Raw genomic sequence first — 15,297 nt, forward strand, 5'->3', positions numbered from 1 at the left:
CATGATCGAATTCGGTTCGACTTCTGCAATCCCCGTAACGATCCTTACCGGCTTTCTCGGAGCCGGTAAGACAACACTTTTGAACCGCATCCTTACCGGCAATCACGGGTTGCGGGTTGCGGTTCTGGTGAATGACTTTGGATCAATAAACGTAGACGCCGACTTGGTCGTCGGTCTCGAAGATGATGTGATGAGTTTGGCTAATGGCTGCGTTTGCTGCTCGATCCGAGATGACCTGATCGAAACGGTAGAGGCCGTTCTCGCCCGACCTGAGAAACCGGAATACATCGTCCTTGAAGCAAGTGGTGTGTCGGACCCGTCGTCAATCGCGATGACATTTACCGATCAGAAGTTTAGGGACATGATCCGCTTGGACAGCCTTATGTGCCTGGTCGATGCGGAACAGCTATTTTCAGCGCCGGAACAAATGGAACTGAAGCTCCGTCAAATCGCGTTCTCGGACATGGTTATTTTGAACAAGGTCGACCTCGTCGACAGGGCGGCTGTTCAAAGGGTGCACGATTGGCTCGGGTCTCGCTTCCGTCGGTATCGTCTGGTCGAAGCCGTCAACGCGGATGTCCCACTGGATATTCTTCTTTCTGTTGGCCGCTTTGCCGCCGAACAGCTCGAAACAGAAATACCCGATCATCACGAACATGGACCGGATTGTGGTTGCCACCACTCTGATCACTCGGACAGCTTCTCAACAACTATGATGAAAGCTGAACGCCCGATAAGCTTGTCTTCTCTTCGGAGTGCAATTCGAAAGCTTCCGGGCGACGTTTATCGCCTCAAGGGATTTGTTTTTAGCGAAGAGGATCCGGATCATCGCATTCTTGTACAGGTAGTCGGAAAGCGCATGGACATCGCAAGGGATGGCGCATGGGGCCACCGAAAACCTGAAACAAGGCTTGTTGCAATAGGTGCACCTGGGGCACTTTCGGAATACGAGCTTTCCGATGCGTTGTTGGCGACCGCATAGCGGCAAGTTAGACAAAACTTGCTTGCCTGTTTTTCTTAAGTTCCAGCACGTAAAAGCTCGAAAGCCCGCAGCACCGCGGACCAAATACGGAGAAAAACCTAATTGCTGAAGCAGCTTAGGAAATGGAGCCAAGCGATCAGATTGCTCGCACCTGCCACTGCGTTTGCCTTGTCGGGGACGGCTTTGTGCGCGCAGGACGTTTCAAGTCGAGAACTTGAAGATACAACCCCAAACCTCGGATTGCCGAGTTCAGCTGAAGGACAAGATGCCGAGTTGCTTTCCGCTTTCCACGGGCTCGAGGCGTTGCCCCGCGTAGCAAATCTCATTTGCAGAGGTTCCAGGGGCAAAGACGGGATGCCTGTTATTTTTTCAACCGAGGTAGATCTGGAAACTTTGCAGGCAGGTGACTTCAGAGTCGTAACAAAATCAGGCCAGATCGGAACAATGCACTGCGCGTCAGTGTTGCCTGCTACCGATCCCGGTGAATTGCGCACTGTGCTTCTGATCGGGGATTTTGGGAACGTTTCCGTGGATCCACCGGTTGCAGTCGAGGTTATTGGACACCTTCATTCCATCGATGGAACACTTGATTTTCGCGGTGCCACGGTAGCCGTGATTCCGCTGGAAGACGGGCCGTCATTGATCTTGGCCGAAGTTGTTGAGGATTGGACTTTGGTCGGAAACTTGGGGCCACGCCGAACCAGAGGAAGCCTTTGTCCAAGTGACAACATCGTACAGGCCATCCGGGTAACTTGGGCGGGTGGCGTTACGCTGGCGAACGGCAAGGAACCTGGCGATGTGGAACGCGATCTGTACAGGATCATCGTAGAGGCCGAAGATGGATCTCAACGCACAGTTACGCCCGCCGCGCTTGCCGATCTGGGTGACGGGGACAATAACCACATGCTCTGCCTTGATACAAAGGATCTACCCATCTCGGTTTCCTTTCCAGCTGGCATTTTGACGGATCCGAATGATGATCTGAACCCAGAAACCGGCGTAATTGTCTCAAAACCCAATTAAGAAACTGCTTTAAGCTTGTTCGACTGGACTCTTAGCCTAAGATGCCGGGCCGGTTGCGGGTATTGCAGCGGTAAATGAGAATGAACGGACTTGTTCGCCTCTCGGACATTGCAAACTCGGTGTTGAAGGTCCGCTTTGGGCTGACTGCGGTCCTTTTGGAGCAATACTGCGGATGTCTGCAAAGTCCGCAGAGCAGTCATTAGTGAAAACTCTGCGAACGTCTGCACCGAGCCCAAAGACGACATAGATGACGAACGTAGCAATCGTCGCTCAGGGTCGGAAGCAGACTATCGCTGCACTCGGGGTGAACGGCAGCTTTGCTGAGGATGTGGAAATCGGTAATTCTTCCACCCACTAAAATGGTTGGCAGCAATGTGCTCTTAACGTAGGACTTAGGCTAGGCATCAAGCACGTACAAGATGGCCGCCGTCCACATCCAGTACCGAGCCGGTCACGAACCCGTTTGTCATCGCCACGATCACTGCTTGCGCGATGTCCTCGGCCTCTCCGACTCGGCCTACGGGCAGGGTGCGACCAACCTTCGCATACATGTCTTCACGTGCTTTGTCCGACATTTCGGCATAGGCTTCAGTCGCGACCATGCCAGGGCTGATGCAATTCACCCGCGCCCGACCGGCCAACTCCAGCGCCAACCCTTTCGCCAGTGCCTCGACTGCGGCATTTACCGCGCCAAGGCCAGTGGCTCCGGCGGATGGGCGACGGCTGAGCGCACCGGAAAAGAACGTGATCGAGCCGCCTTCAACCAACACAGGTAACACTTCGCGCGCAGCCAAATAGGGCCCGATAAACTTGGCCTCGAACATGGCGCGTAGATCGTCTGTGGGCAGATCGGTGAACGCACCATGCGCAGCACTTGAAGCTGAGATCACCAAGTGATCCACCGCGCTCAGGGACCCGACCCATGATCTCACGCCGGCCTCATCAGTTGTATCGACCGGTGCGATCTGCACTCCGCCGTCGATTTCGTCTGCCGCCGCATGCAACTTGGCAGCGCTTCGGCTGGCGATGGTGATCTTTGCCCCGAGGGCGGTGGCCATCTCTGCCGTTGCCTTCCCCATACCACTGCTACCGCCGACAATGACAATATGCTTGCCTTTCAGGGCGGTCTCGAAAACCGTACTCATTGCTATTGCTCCTCTTTTTTTGTTGGATTGATCAGTCGATGCTCAGCACCAGTTTGCCGGTGGTTTCACCGGCTTCCAGACGACGGTGTGCCTCGGCGGCTTGAGCGATGGGCAAAGCGGCGACTTGCGGACGCAGAACGCCCGTCTCAAGCAAATCAAACACTATGGCCATATCCGCGCTAAACTGATCGGGTCGGTTACCAAAATATGTGTATATGTCGCTGACTCGGATCGAGATGGATTTCTGGAAGTGCTTCGCCAAGTCTTCGGCAAAACTGCCTGCTGGCAGACCGGCAAGGAACCCGAACAGAACTGCAGTGCCCAGAGGTGCCAGCATTTCGAGATCTGATTTCAGAGACTCGCCCGAGATTGGGTTCAGCGTCAGATCCACGCCGCATCCATTGGTGATTTCCATCACCCGTGCGGTTACATCCTCGGTGCGATAATCGATGACATGATCGGCACCTTGATCTTTGGCATACCTAACCTTGTCGGTGCTGGTCGAAGCGATCACGGTCATGCCCAGATGCTTTGCGATGTGCAGTGCCATGGTCCCTACGCCCCCGGCTGCCGCGTGAACCAGCACGGATTTGCCCACCGCAGCGCCGCCCTGATTGACCAGCATGTGATGCGCGGTCGTCCCGTTGACGGGGATTGCGGCCGCGGTTTCGAATTCCACGGTATCGGCCAGCCGGGTGACATAGGGCGCAGCGATCACCGAATGGGTACCGTATCCACCGGCTCCAATCGGCCCCATCCACGCCACGCGGTCCCCAACAGAGAAGCCTTCGACCCCCGCACCCAGCGCCTCGACAACTCCGGCTCCTTCAACTCCGGGTATATGAGGCAGATCGGGCATCATCCCCTCAGGCATCTCACCGCGACGGATGATCGTGTCGATAAAGTTGACCGCTCCGGCTTTGTTGCGGATCAGGATTTCCCCGGCGCCGGGGGTCGGCGTCGCCCTTTTGGTTTTGCATAAATCGTCCGGTTTGCCGGTCTGGGTGATTTCAATGGCGAAAGGCATGAGCTGTCTCCTTCTGTCGCGCAGAAGGTAGAAGTCACGGCATCGAATGATAATAGTTGATATTGAGAGATATAATCCCAAAAATAGGATAATGATCTATAACGACCTTGCCCTGTTTACTGTCGTCGCCAACCATCTCAGCTTTTCCAAGGCTGCGGACCGTTTGGGCATACCGCTCAGCCGGGTCAGCAGAAGGATTGCAGAGTTGGAAGACCACCTGGGCACCAAACTGTTCGAGCGGACAACCCGCCAGGTTCGCCTGACGGAGGAGGGCCGTCGCGTTCTGGACCGATGCCAGAACCCGATTGAGGCGCTGCAAGGTGTTGCGGGATTTACCGACGATACCAGGCGCCAGAGCATCCGCATCACGGCACCACCGTTGGCCGCGCGCACGACCATTGGCCCTCGGCTGTTGGATTTTGCGGAACAGAATCCGGATGTGGCGCTGGAGATGACAACGACCAACATCATGCTGGACTTCTTTCGCGACAATATCGACCTGGCCTTTAGGGTCGGCCCGCTGACGGATTCCAGCCTTGTCGCGAAACGGCTTTGGTCGGTACCCTACTGCTTTTGCGCAGGAAAGGGCTTCATTCAGAAGTGCTGGTTGGATGGACCGATATCCAGGTTGGACTTCCTAACCTTGCCCGCCCTGACAGCTGGTCAGCCATGGGTGCTTGAGAGCGGGGAGACACTACACCCTAAACATACCGCGCACAGTTTAACCGACCTTGATGTCATTGCGCAGGCGGCCCGTCGAAACCTGGGTGTCGCCATGCTGCCTTTGGATATGATGGACGGTGATTTGCAACGGCTGCAGGTCACAGACGCTACACCGATGACGCGGGACATGTTCGCCGTCTATCCCAGTCGCCGCCTTTTGCCCACGCGGGTCAGGAAGCTGATTGATTTCATGACACCCGGCTAAACTTACCAATCAATTGCGACGCCATCGCGAAAGAACCCTCCGGTCGGGCCGCCTTTCGGCAAGGTCGCTGCCCAGACAACGCCCTTGGCGCCCTCGGAAATCGGACGTCCCCCGCCGCCCATATCCGTGGCAACCCAGCCGGGACACACGGCATTGACGAGAATACCCTGAGGTTTCAACGCGGCAGCGGTCTTGAGGGTGAGCGCGTTCAAAGCCGCTTTGGACACGCCATAGCCGGGTGTGCCGGCGGACATGCTGGTCAGCGACCCCGCGCCAGATGAGACGTTGACGATCCGGGCATCCGTGCCTCGTTGTAACAGTGGCACCGCCGCGATTGTGGTATCCCAAGGGCCAAAGAGGTTCGTATCAAACGCCCGGCGCACCCGATCCAGATCGGCGAGGTGGACCTGTTGGTCGGTGTCGTAATCCAAGCCCGCGTTGTTCACCAAAACATCAAGGCGACCAAAGGCGGCTTCAATCTGCTCGAAAGCCGCAGCGACTGAGATGGGATCGGAGACGTCCAAACGCAACGCTTCCGCCCCATTTCCGATCTCATCCGCAGCAGCCTGCCCTTTGACCAGATCGCGCGCACCCATCAAAACCTTCATCCCGTGGTCTCGGGCCAATTGCCGGGATACTTCTTTACCAATACCGCGATTGGCTCCGGTCACGAGTGCGATGCGCTGACTGGTCATGGTTCCTTCCTTCAATTCGCCTCGGCCGCGCGCTGGCCGGCAAGAGCCACTAGCCCACGGTCACCAGATTCCCAGATTCCCGTCATGGTCATCGATGTGACAACCCAGCGGCCGTCTGATTTCGCAAGCTCATAGTCGTAGCGGCCACCCAGCACCCACAGGTCGTCATCAAGACGATGGGTTGCTGTGAAATCAGCCTGTGCCGTGGCGGATGTGTCGGACAGAGAGGTGATCGTATGATTGGTCACCATATGGTGCGTCGCGTCGAAACCGGGCAAGAAAGCGGACCAACCCGCCACAAGCTCATCTGCGGGTTGTGTAACCGGTCCTCCGCCCCAGAGGCTGGTGTAATCCGTCGTGACGGTATCGGCAAACGCGTCGCGTACGCGGGTCCAGTCGTGGCGGTCAGCACCTGCTGCGATGTCGGTAATGGCGGTCGAGATATCCACCTGTTGTTCAGCAAGAGCCGCGGTTCCGATCATGGAGACGGCAGCAAGAGTCGATGTGAGTTTTCTACGCATGAGGATGCTCCGAATAGATGAGGGTGGACGCCGATCGATTACTCGGCGTCCGGACAGGGCTTAGTTGCTCGAACCGGCGCGGAAGTGGTCAGCGACGGTATCTGCCGCACGGGTGACATCCTCGGGGTTGTCGTAGAAATCGAACTGCGTGACATCTTCCAGCCATTGCGCTGTCGCCTCGCCTGCGAAACCAGCAAGGAAGGTCTGTACGCCTTGCGGGATCGCCGCGCTTTCCGAGTGCACAATGGCCAATGGCTTGTCTAAACGCTGCGGATTGTCGGCGGGGTGATAGTTCAGCCAGCCTTCCCAGCCCGCATTGTTCCACTTGTCGTCATATTCCGGGATCGCGCCACGGTCGGCCTCATAGTAGTATCCGCCGATTGGCATCAGAACGCCCTCGGCACCCTCGGGGCCTGCTGCAGGAATGATTTGACCCCCTGCGGCCTCGGCGGCGTGGGACACCTCAATCAGCCCGGCGACACCTTCTGCGCCGCCATAGACTGCCTCGACGATCTCTTCATTCTGCAACCATGGTGCAACCAAGCCCAGCCGCTGAACCAGCGGATTGCCGGAGGCCGCATCGACCATGTACCCGGCCGAAGCGCAGATCCCCAGACCATTGATGTGATCTGCGTCCACTTCGGGTAGGGTCGCGACGAATGCGATGGCAGCCTTGATGTCCGATGTCTTGGCCTCGGGGCTTTCAATGAAGCGCACGTTCTTCGGCAGATCGCCCGATTTGCCCCAACCGCGGAAATCAAAGGTAAAGGCCGCAAAACCACGCTCGGCCATCTCGCGGGCATAATTGGCGGGCATCTGTTCCTGAACCGATGTCCATGCACCGGTCACGACGACCGTCGGCAGCGGTTCAACTCCGCGCTCTTCCGGCAGGTACAGCGTGCCTGACAGGATAGCGCCTTCGTTCTCGAAGGTGACGGTGCGGGTTTCAACCTGCGCGACGGCTGCTGTTGACGCCATCAACGCTGCGGCGGTGTTCAGGGCGAGGGTGTTCATAGCGATATCTCCCAAAATCTGTCTGGATGGGCGCAAGCCCGATGGCAGTTGAGATACGCTGATGAAGGCAGCGATACTTGCACCGGACTGCCGCGTTTTTGAAAGATCCTGCTTTAGACGGCATTTGCCGCGCGGAACGCGCGCGGGGTCTGTCCCACCACCTGTTTGAAACTGCGCGTAAAATGCGCCTGGTCCGAGAATCCACAGGCCAAAGCGATGTCACCCAAAGCGCGCAGGGTTCTCCATCATTTTCATCGCCTGCTCGACCCGATAAGCCATGACATATTGCATAGGGGTCGAGCCGAGCGTCTCCTTGAAGACTCGCGCAAAGTGCGAGGGACTCATGCCCGCCTCGTGGGCCAGTTGATCGACGGTGATTGTCTGATCCAAACGGTCCTGCACATAGGCCAGCACCCGTTGATAGTGCTGAGATGAAAAACGCGCGGACAGTTCGACCTCTTCAGCACAGCGTTTGCCGTATTTCTGCAGCAGTTTGACCAGAAATACCCGGCTCATTGCCTCGAACATCACCGCCGAGGACATATCGTCTGTTGCAAGCGCGTCGCGCAGAATGACGCCAGCAGCACACAAGTCGGGATCGGAAAACTGCGGCTGATCGTGAAACTGTTCCGGCGCCAACAACGTGCCAAGCTCAGTTTGGGCAAAGCGCTGAACCTTGTCTGGATGCAAGGTGACCACAATAACGTCGGACTGACCGTACCACCGCCACCCCGACCTCATGCCTGCTGGGGTCACGATTACCTCGTCCTTGCAAAAGGTGAAATCCCGTAGCGTGCCGTCCCGCCAGTTTTGCACGCGATGCCCCTTTTCCTGCAGGTTCAAAAGGACATGGTGTTCCGCAAACACCTCCTCTGGCATCCGATCAGGTTCGGCCCGAAAATAACGCACTGACATCAAACCAGCCGCCGAAGGGCGCTGCATCGCATCGCTGTTCAGCAAAGGTTCTGACGGGTAGATATCAGCGTATCTTAGGGGCAAAAAGCGGCTCCGGCTTGCAATACTCGATATGTGAGGTCTGAGCGTGCAGGGTCAAACAGGTTGCTGGTGCTTTATGTGGTCGATGAATAACCTCAAGGGCATCATAGATTTATACTCGCGCGGGAAATACATGAAAATTCCTGGGGTGGGGGCCAAATGGTCATCCAGAACCGGCTGCAACTCTCCTGCTGCGATCTGCGTGTCGACATAGGCCTTGAAGGTATAGGCCAGTCCCAGTCCTCGCTTGGCCAGATCGACAGAAGCTGGAAGAGCGTTCGCGATCAGATTGCCTTGCACATCGACAGAGTACTCCCCTTCGCTCGATTGAAAACTCCATGGCGCAATCTGACCTGAAGACTGAAATCTATAGCGGATGCAGTTGTGCCCAAGCAAATCACGCGGCGTTTCCGGGATACCCTGTGCCGCAAAGTAGTCCGGGCTGGCGACAACGGTCACCGGAAGCGGCGGCGTCAACCGCACCGCCACCATGTCTTGCGCCACACGATCCCCCAGACGGAATCCAGCATGCAACTCCTCGCCGAGTATGTCTGACAGCGCATCGGTCAGCGACAGTTCCAGTTCGATTTCTGAATATGCGCCGCAAAAACTCTTGAGCGCCGGACCAACATACAGGTGGTAGGCGAATTCCGGCATCGCCAGTTTCAACGTGCCCCGCGCGGCGTGACCGGTGCTTCGGGCACTTTCGACTGCTTCGGACAATTGGTCGAAGGCAGGGCCTGCGCCACGGATCAGGGCCCGTCCGGATTCTGTTAAGCTGATTGAGCGGGTCGTCCGGACAAAAAGCGCGGTGCCCAGCTGTTCTTCCAGCGCTTTCAGCTGATGGCTGACGGTCGACGGTTTGATGCCCAGCACCTCTGCCGCAGCACGCAACGACCCATGGCGCGCGATGGCGGTAAAGATCTCAAGGGTGGAAAGTGGCAGGCGCATCGTGTCCCCGAATTACTCCATTATTAGACTGTATACATGAAAGAGGTGAATGAAGAGTGAATTATCACGTGCGACCGGAGTTATTATCTTTGTGTCATCGCAGCCCAGAAGGCTGTCACCAAGTATTCAGGAGGACACAAGATGAACAGTCTGACCAAAGTTGCTGCCCTCACCGCTGCTTTGATCGCAGGAGATACCGCCATGGCCGCATCCCCCGAAGACAATATCAAAGTCGTACAGGACTTCTTTGCCGCCTATGGCACCAGTGATCTGGACGGCATCGCAGCCGTGATGGACGAAAACGTCAAATGGCACATCCCGGGCCGCCACCCCTTGTCCGGAACTAAGATTGGTCGTGATGAGGTGCTGGCCTTCTTCGAACAACTGGGCAAAGCCGGATTTCAGACTGAACCCATCTATTTCGGAGCGGACGAGACCCATGTGGTTGATATCCACCGTGGCTGGTCGAACGCAGACGGCAAACCGAATGTCGATACCACATGGGCCCTCGTCTATCGGATTGAGAATGGCAAGATCGTCGAAGCAACCAACTTGTCCGCCGATCAGGATGCGGCAAACACGTTTTTCTGGTCCCAATACTCGCTGGCTCCGGTCCCTGAGTGACTGGCCAAATAAACGATTAACAGGTGTTTCAAGTGCCCGATTACCCCGAAATCCGCAGTTTCATCGCAGACTGGTTTGCCCGGTTTGACAAGCTGGATCCGATCGGAGAATTCCTGCCTGATCTCCACCCAGACGTGCACTGGGACATGCCTGACGTCGACACCACACTCAGCGGGCATGACCGCGTGCGGGCCTGGTATCGTGGCGTGCTTGAGACTTTGCAGCGCCCAACCGAGCATCACGTTAGCAAGGTTGCAATCAAGTCCGGTGCCGCACATTTCGAAGTTCTGTTTCGTGCCACGACCGTTTCAGGAGACCACATTGAAGCCCGCGTTCAGGAACACTGGCGCTTCGAAACCCGCACAGATGGCCGCCAGCTGATCACTCATTATTCCGCTAAGTTCCTGCAAGAGGCAGACACATGAAAACTCTCGTACTCACCGCTCACCCGGACCTGGGCAAATCGCGCATCAACCGCGCCTGGTTTGACGCACTTTCAGAGGCCGCCGACGTGACAACCCGCGATCTGGCCGCCATTGGCCGCGGCGATATGCGTTTTGACGTCGAAGCCGAACAGGCCCTCTTGCTGGCCCATGACCGGATCGTGTTCCAGTTTCCATTCTACTGGTATTCAGCACCCCCGGTGATGAAAGCTTGGATGGATCAGGTGCTGAACTATCGCTTTGCCTATGGGCCGGGCGGCGACCAACTAAAAGGTCGTGAGTTCCTCATCCTTGTCTCGACCGGAGGTCCCGAGCACAGCTATCACGCAGGCGGATACAACAACTTTACGATGGCCGAGTTTCTGAAACCGTTCCAACAGACAGCGAACCTGGCCGGAATGACGTATCTAAGGCCGTTCGTGGCTCATGGCATGGCTGTGGCCACTCAGGAGCAGATTGACGCGAACGTCCCCCATATGTTGGCGTATTTGAGCGACCCCGAACTGGACCCCAAGGTGAGACAGGCCCGTTTGCTCAAACAATTGGAAGGCGACCCCTCACTGGCAGCGGCAGTAAGCTGAGGCCGACCTATCCTGCGCCCGGCATAAAAGCACAGGTTTTTCCAGCCGGCGCGGGTTTTCTAACTACCAATGACGGGTAAACTATCAGCGCGGAACAAGAGTGTGAGAGCCCAGTGACCGAGATTGATCGCCTGAACTACTGGTTGATTTCCGATGGTCGCCTGCTGGGCGACGAGAGGCTCATCGTCAAAGGGTATTGCGAAGGATTGACCGCGCTTGGCGTACCTTTGGCCCGCGCAAGGATTGCACAGAATTACTCTAACCCTTTGCTCAGCGCGTGGGGGATCATCTGGACACCCGAGGAAACCCGCCGTTACACCGTACCGACCACGGTTTTGTCGACCAGTGCGTGGCAAGGCAGTCCGTTCGAATATGTCGTCACCCAGCGGCGCCCATTGCGCAAGCGTCTGACCGATCTCAATGTCCAGGCAGAACATCCGGTCTATGCCGAGCTGGCCGAAGCAGGCGCCACCGATTTTCTGGCCATCCCGCTAGAACATGGAAACGGCTCGGTTCAGGGCACCAGTTTTACCTCTAACGCAGATGCTGGGTTTTCGGACTCGCATATCCGATACATCGAAGACACGCGATACGCACTTGCCGCTGCTTTGGAACCCATTGCGATACGCCAGTCGCAAAAGAGCCTTCTTCAAACCTATCTGGGGCACGGCCCCGCAGAAGAAATCGATCAGGGGCACATAAAGCGCAACGAACACAGAACAGTTTCTGCCGCAATCCTGTTTGCGGATCTGCGCGGTTTCACTGAGAAAGCTTCATCCTGGTCCGAAAGCGACTTGCTTTGCATGATGGGTGAGTATTTCGAGATGGCGGTGTCACCCATCCAGGACAATGGGGGTGATGTTCTTAAATTCATGGGGGATGGCATACTCGCTATTTTCAACGTTGATGACGATGCGGCAGCCTCGTGCAGATCTGCGGTACAGGCGGCAGAACAAGCCCTGGCCAATCTGCGCGACTACAACGATGCAGCAGTCGAAAAGAAAAAAGAGCCAATCAAATTCGTAGTCGGCATTGATTTCGGTCGCGTCACCTTTGGCAACATCGGCAGTCCGGACCGTTTGGATTTCACGGTCGTCGGTCAGGCTGTGAACGTGGCTAGTCGGGTTCAGGACCTGTGTAAGAAACTGGACGAAAAGATATTGGTGGCACAGAGCGTCGCCGAGCACATGACGCGAAAAATCCAGTCAGCCGGCTATCATTCTGTTCGCGGCTTGCCTGAGGAAATCGAGGTGTTTAAGACCCGAGAGAAACGCTCCTGAAATCAACTAGTCGGCGAACTCAATTGTTATTTTCGTACCGATCGCAAGAATATATCTTTTCGCCGGGAAGGTAGCTATTTCTGCACTTTGATACCAGTCGGCGAAAGGTAGGAAAGAGCACAGGTTGGCCACGTGCCTCTGGATTTGGTTGAAATACCAATTTCTGTTTTGGGTGAAGTTAAACCACTGAATCGGGTCAATAGAGAATGACCGCAGCCTACCCTTGGTGTGATTTCGCTGATGGTGCTGACTCCAAGGCAGACGTAGAGGGGAACGGCAGCTTCGTTCCCCGGTGTTGGCCTACTTCAACTTCCTCATGATGCGCTTAATGAGAATGCTCGCAACGTCGGTGATACTGGAATGCAGCGACTTCAATCAATGTCTGCTTTGAGGAAGCTTCAACGCAGCGGATACGGTTAGGATGAAAAACCACAATCGGTTGGTTTTTCGACGTTGAAGCTTGCGGCCCGACTGTCTGGTTCGTCCGCAAAAGGGTCATTCTCGGTGCAGTGCATTAATGACGACTCTGCGGACAAACTTGCCGTTCGTTTCCTGAGCCACGAGGCCCGCTTTGGAATGAATACGGCCCCTCGGCAGCGTCTAGCGAAACAACGCTCCATATACCACTCTTTCCGGTCTCAAGAACGGCACTTCCCCTGGCTATTCAGTCTCTTACCGGCAACCATATCAGTTTCGATATGTTGGCTATATTGGCAGACCTAAGGAGCCTCACAATGGTGGCGGAACTGAGCCTCCCGGAACAGATTTCCAGTTCGTTGAGTGCAATCTTAGCCAGGACCGGAATCAAACCACTCACACCTGTTTCCGCAGTTATCTGTCTTTGAATATTGGTTGAGTTGTCTTGGACGGTTTGCGATTGGTGCCATATTAGTATTCGAAACCAAGGGTGGGCCAACTTCCGCGTGTTGGAAACGCCAATGCGGCGCTGGGTCGTGCGGAAATTGGCAGATTAGGACGTTGCTTGAAGATCTGTATTTCGGCAGTGAAGCTCAAAGCGCTCAAATGAATCCTGTCGCTTCCTCGGACATAACCCACAGTTTTGTCATGACTGTCTTTTCATTAGCGTAGGAATGCATCATGCCTGCGCAAGTGCCCCAACGAACTCCAATATTCCGGTAGGACCATATAGCGCTCGCGCTCGTGATCTATTTTGTCGTCGGCTTCACTCTGATCGATACGTCTCAGGTTTCGTTAGAGCTTATTCACGCAATCACGACCGCGCTGGATGATGCGTTCCGGCTGTTCTGGTCATTATACTGGCCGTCATGAAACAACCTCCAATCTCGTCGCTGTTTGCTGGACTGTTGCGGGCGGCTCCATGGCCATTTTTTTCAGGCGGCCGGACTGCTTGAAGCGTTCACTTTCGGCAAGAACGGCTATTTTATCAATGCCGGGTTTCCTGAGATTGATCTCGTTTTGAACCGCAGCGGCATTCAGTCGATGATGTGGACAATCTCATTGGTGCTGGTGGCCCTGGGTTTCGGCAGAGCGCTTGAACGCGTGAGTTGCCTTAAAGCCATCATCAAAGTGGTCCTTTCAAAGGAAAAGACCTTCGCCGGTGTTCCGACCTCGGCGGTCCTGAGATCCGTTGCCACCAATACCGTTACGGGTGATCCATATTTGTCAATCGCACTGCCGGGGCGAATGTATGCGCCGGTCTGTCGCGCCATGGGCTGTTCCCCGTTGAACTTGTAACGTGGCCTTGAGAAAGGTGGACATTGGTTTCTCCGCTGATCCCTTTGAATGCGGGCGGTGCGTTCGTTAGCGCGGCGCTTGGCTTGGGTATCGCAGACGGCAATTTCGTAAACCTGCTGTATATTCCGCTCGCATTTGCTTGCTTGCTGGCCGTCGCCAGTCATTGGTATCATTTACGCCATGACGGGCTCTTCTCACCCAGAGCGAGCAACGATGGGATACGGTCCAGGGAGGAAGGCGGTTAACCTGTTGCGCAGACGAGCACCTGACCGTCCTGCACCAAAACTCAATGGGTGTTGGTGCCCTTCATCCGTCCTGATCCAAGCTAGGAGCAGCCAAAATGAACCCAAGAAACTTTGTCCCAAAGGGTGCCGCCAGCTATCGTATAGAGTATGATGGGTCGGCCAGAGAAATCTATTTCCTGCTGCTGCCAAAGCTGACCATGCTGGCCTTTAGCGCTGCGGTGGAACCCCTGAGGATCGCCAATCAGGTTACAAACAAGGAACTGTATAGGTGGTTTCTGATCACGGAGGACGGAAGACCGGTTTCTTGTTCGAACGGGATAGAGATTACGCCGGACTCTGCGTTGCACAATTTACCGAGATCCTCGCGACTGCTTGTTTGTTCAGGAATTGAACCGGCGGAAAGTACGAACCCGAAAGTTCTGGCGTGGATCAGGCGTCAGAGAACCTTTGGGTGTAATCTGGGTGGTGTTTGCACAGGAGCATTTGCCCTTGCAAAGGCCGGAGTTCTCACAGGCAGACGGTTCACATTGCATTGGGAGAACCATCCTGCATTTGCCGAACATTTTCATGATTTGGAACCGTCGGCAAACCTGTACGAGATCGACGATGAGCTTATGACAAGTGGTGGTGGCCATGCCGCTACCGACATGATGCTGGACATGATCGAATCCGATTTTGGAAACGAACTGGCGGTAATCGTGTCAGACATGTGCATCCACTTTCGCTCCAACAATAGTAAAACGCTTCAGAAATCAGCCTTCTCGGTGGCATTGGGCAGTCGCAACCAGCACCTGATCAACGCCATGCAGATCATGCAGGCAAACCTGGAAGATCCGTTGGATATCTCTGAAATAGCCGAAGCCGTGCAGATATCTCGTCGCCAGTTGGAGCGTCTTTTCCAAAAATATGTCGAAACTTCACCTGTTCAGTTTTACATCGAACTGCGCGTTTCGCGGGCTTACGCATTGCTCAGCGAAACTGAGATGACGGTTGCCGAAATCGCGGCCGCGACAGGTTTTGGCAGCGCGACACAGCTTACGGTGCGGTTCAAAAAACGCTACGGCGAGGCGCCAACGTCATTCAGAAGGGGGTGGTCGGACAGGCGTGCATGATTGGCGTCTGGCCG

18 protein-coding genes are annotated in these 15,297 nt (G+C 55.6%); 10 read left to right on the forward strand and 8 right to left on the reverse strand.

Annotated elements, in window-relative coordinates; genetic code table 11:
• Window position 1: 1 nt before the first annotated feature.
• Together ACR0FE_RS18285 and ACR0FE_RS18290 are read left to right on the forward strand one after the other, a co-directional pair.
• On the forward strand, window positions 2-982 hold the full coding sequence (locus tag ACR0FE_RS18285; RefSeq protein WP_170381941.1) for a CobW family GTP-binding protein: 981 nt from the start codon (window positions 2-4) through the stop codon (window positions 980-982).
• 354 nt (window positions 983-1,336) lie between these two features.
• Window positions 1,337-2,005 carry a hypothetical protein gene (locus ACR0FE_RS18290; RefSeq protein ID WP_480914456.1) on the forward strand — a complete coding sequence of 223 codons (669 nt, stop codon included), beginning with the start codon at window positions 1,337-1,339 and terminating at the stop codon, window positions 2,003-2,005.
• Between the two features lie 404 nt (window positions 2,006-2,409).
• On the opposite strand, the gene ACR0FE_RS18295 is transcribed toward ACR0FE_RS18290, so the two are convergent.
• Window positions 2,410-3,150, reverse strand: coding sequence for an SDR family oxidoreductase (locus ACR0FE_RS18295; RefSeq protein WP_480914458.1), 741 nt, complete (start codon window positions 3,148-3,150; stop codon window positions 2,410-2,412).
• A 31-nt stretch (window positions 3,151-3,181) separates the two neighbouring features.
• A complete protein-coding gene (locus ACR0FE_RS18300) occupies window positions 3,182-4,177 on the reverse strand; it encodes a quinone oxidoreductase family protein (protein WP_480914459.1) in 996 nt (331 codons plus the stop codon).
• A 91-nt stretch (window positions 4,178-4,268) separates the two neighbouring features.
• Between ACR0FE_RS18300 and ACR0FE_RS18305 the strand changes: the two genes are divergently transcribed.
• A complete protein-coding gene (locus tag ACR0FE_RS18305) occupies window positions 4,269-5,105 on the forward strand; it encodes a LysR family transcriptional regulator (RefSeq protein ID WP_170613871.1) in 837 nt (278 codons plus the stop codon).
• Between the two features lie 2 nt (window positions 5,106-5,107).
• Here ACR0FE_RS18305 and ACR0FE_RS18310 read toward each other — a convergent pair whose 3' ends face one another.
• From ACR0FE_RS18310 to ACR0FE_RS18335, 6 genes are all read right to left on the reverse strand, one after another.
• Complete coding sequence (locus ACR0FE_RS18310; protein WP_480914461.1) at window positions 5,108-5,800, reverse strand: SDR family oxidoreductase; 693 nt, start codon at window positions 5,798-5,800, stop codon at window positions 5,108-5,110.
• A gap of 11 nt (window positions 5,801-5,811) precedes the next feature.
• On the reverse strand, window positions 5,812-6,321 hold the full coding sequence (locus ACR0FE_RS18315; RefSeq protein ID WP_480914463.1) for a nuclear transport factor 2 family protein: 510 nt from the start codon (window positions 6,319-6,321) through the stop codon (window positions 5,812-5,814).
• A 60-nt stretch (window positions 6,322-6,381) separates the two neighbouring features.
• Entirely contained in the window at window positions 6,382-7,335 is a 954-nt protein-coding gene (locus ACR0FE_RS18320; protein WP_480914465.1) for an alpha/beta hydrolase, read from the reverse strand.
• Window positions 7,336-7,448: 113 nt separating this feature from the next.
• A complete protein-coding gene (locus tag ACR0FE_RS18325) occupies window positions 7,449-7,562 on the reverse strand; it encodes an AraC family transcriptional regulator (protein ID WP_480914467.1) in 114 nt (37 codons plus the stop codon).
• Window positions 7,555-8,334, reverse strand: coding sequence for a helix-turn-helix domain-containing protein (locus tag ACR0FE_RS18330; RefSeq protein ID WP_480914468.1), 780 nt, complete (start codon window positions 8,332-8,334; stop codon window positions 7,555-7,557). Before ACR0FE_RS18330 ends, ACR0FE_RS18325 begins: the two co-directional genes overlap by 8 nt.
• 51 nt (window positions 8,335-8,385) lie before the next feature.
• Window positions 8,386-9,282: a LysR family transcriptional regulator gene (locus tag ACR0FE_RS18335; protein ID WP_170613876.1), complete on the reverse strand. Its 897-nt coding sequence runs from the start codon at window positions 9,280-9,282 to the stop codon at window positions 8,386-8,388.
• A 141-nt stretch (window positions 9,283-9,423) separates the two neighbouring features.
• On the opposite strand from ACR0FE_RS18335, the gene ACR0FE_RS18340 reads away from it, so the two are divergent.
• The 7 genes from ACR0FE_RS18340 (at window position 9,424) to ACR0FE_RS18370 (ending at window position 15,283) form a co-directional block, all read left to right on the forward strand.
• Window positions 9,424-9,906 (forward strand): nuclear transport factor 2 family protein, encoded by a 483-nt coding sequence (locus ACR0FE_RS18340; protein WP_480914469.1) that lies wholly within the window; start codon window positions 9,424-9,426, stop codon window positions 9,904-9,906.
• 32 nt (window positions 9,907-9,938) lie between these two features.
• Window positions 9,939-10,331, forward strand: coding sequence for a nuclear transport factor 2 family protein (locus ACR0FE_RS18345; protein WP_480914471.1), 393 nt, complete (start codon window positions 9,939-9,941; stop codon window positions 10,329-10,331).
• Window positions 10,328-10,930, forward strand: coding sequence for an NAD(P)H-dependent oxidoreductase (locus ACR0FE_RS18350; RefSeq protein WP_170613878.1), 603 nt, complete (start codon window positions 10,328-10,330; stop codon window positions 10,928-10,930). The genes ACR0FE_RS18345 and ACR0FE_RS18350 overlap by 4 nt, the downstream gene beginning before the upstream one ends.
• A gap of 113 nt (window positions 10,931-11,043) precedes the next feature.
• Window positions 11,044-12,210, forward strand: a complete 1,167-nt coding sequence (locus ACR0FE_RS18355; protein WP_480914473.1) for an adenylate/guanylate cyclase domain-containing protein — start codon at window positions 11,044-11,046, stop codon at window positions 12,208-12,210.
• A 1,161-nt stretch (window positions 12,211-13,371) separates the two neighbouring features.
• Window positions 13,372-13,500 (forward strand): hypothetical protein, encoded by a 129-nt coding sequence (locus ACR0FE_RS18360; protein WP_480812880.1) that lies wholly within the window; start codon window positions 13,372-13,374, stop codon window positions 13,498-13,500.
• A 174-nt stretch (window positions 13,501-13,674) separates the two neighbouring features.
• Window positions 13,675-13,926 carry a Na+/H+ antiporter NhaC family protein gene (locus ACR0FE_RS18365; protein ID WP_480914566.1) on the forward strand — a complete coding sequence of 84 codons (252 nt, stop codon included), beginning with the start codon at window positions 13,675-13,677 and terminating at the stop codon, window positions 13,924-13,926.
• Window positions 13,927-14,266: 340 nt separating this feature from the next.
• Window positions 14,267-15,283 (forward strand): GlxA family transcriptional regulator, encoded by a 1,017-nt coding sequence (locus ACR0FE_RS18370; RefSeq protein WP_480914475.1) that lies wholly within the window; start codon window positions 14,267-14,269, stop codon window positions 15,281-15,283.
• Window positions 15,284-15,297: the final 14 nt, after the last annotated feature.

Source organism: Ruegeria sp. K7 (assembly GCF_056531785.1).

Excerpts from the sequence above, each read along its gene's own strand:
- ACR0FE_RS18285 (WP_170381941.1), top strand. The coding sequence starts at position 2 with ATGATCGAATTCGGTTCGACTTCTGCAATCCCCGTAACGATCCTTACC.
- ACR0FE_RS18290 (WP_480914456.1), top strand. The coding sequence starts at position 1,337 with ATGCCTGTTATTTTTTCAACCGAGGTAGATCTGGAAACTTTGCAGGCA.
- ACR0FE_RS18295 (WP_480914458.1), bottom strand. The coding sequence starts at position 3,150 with ATGAGTACGGTTTTCGAGACCGCCCTGAAAGGCAAGCATATTGTCATT.
- ACR0FE_RS18300 (WP_480914459.1), bottom strand. The coding sequence starts at position 4,177 with ATGCCTTTCGCCATTGAAATCACCCAGACCGGCAAACCGGACGATTTA.
- ACR0FE_RS18305 (WP_170613871.1), top strand. The coding sequence starts at position 4,269 with ATGATCTATAACGACCTTGCCCTGTTTACTGTCGTCGCCAACCATCTC.
- ACR0FE_RS18310 (WP_480914461.1), bottom strand. The coding sequence starts at position 5,800 with ATGACCAGTCAGCGCATCGCACTCGTGACCGGAGCCAATCGCGGTATT.
- ACR0FE_RS18315 (WP_480914463.1), bottom strand. The coding sequence starts at position 6,321 with ATGCGTAGAAAACTCACATCGACTCTTGCTGCCGTCTCCATGATCGGA.
- ACR0FE_RS18320 (WP_480914465.1), bottom strand. The coding sequence starts at position 7,335 with ATGAACACCCTCGCCCTGAACACCGCCGCAGCGTTGATGGCGTCAACA.
- ACR0FE_RS18335 (WP_170613876.1), bottom strand. The coding sequence starts at position 9,282 with ATGCGCCTGCCACTTTCCACCCTTGAGATCTTTACCGCCATCGCGCGC.
- ACR0FE_RS18340 (WP_480914469.1), top strand. The coding sequence starts at position 9,424 with ATGAACAGTCTGACCAAAGTTGCTGCCCTCACCGCTGCTTTGATCGCA.
- ACR0FE_RS18350 (WP_170613878.1), top strand. The coding sequence starts at position 10,328 with ATGAAAACTCTCGTACTCACCGCTCACCCGGACCTGGGCAAATCGCGC.
- ACR0FE_RS18365 (WP_480914566.1), top strand. The coding sequence starts at position 13,675 with ATGTGGACAATCTCATTGGTGCTGGTGGCCCTGGGTTTCGGCAGAGCG.
- ACR0FE_RS18370 (WP_480914475.1), top strand. The coding sequence starts at position 14,267 with ATGAACCCAAGAAACTTTGTCCCAAAGGGTGCCGCCAGCTATCGTATA.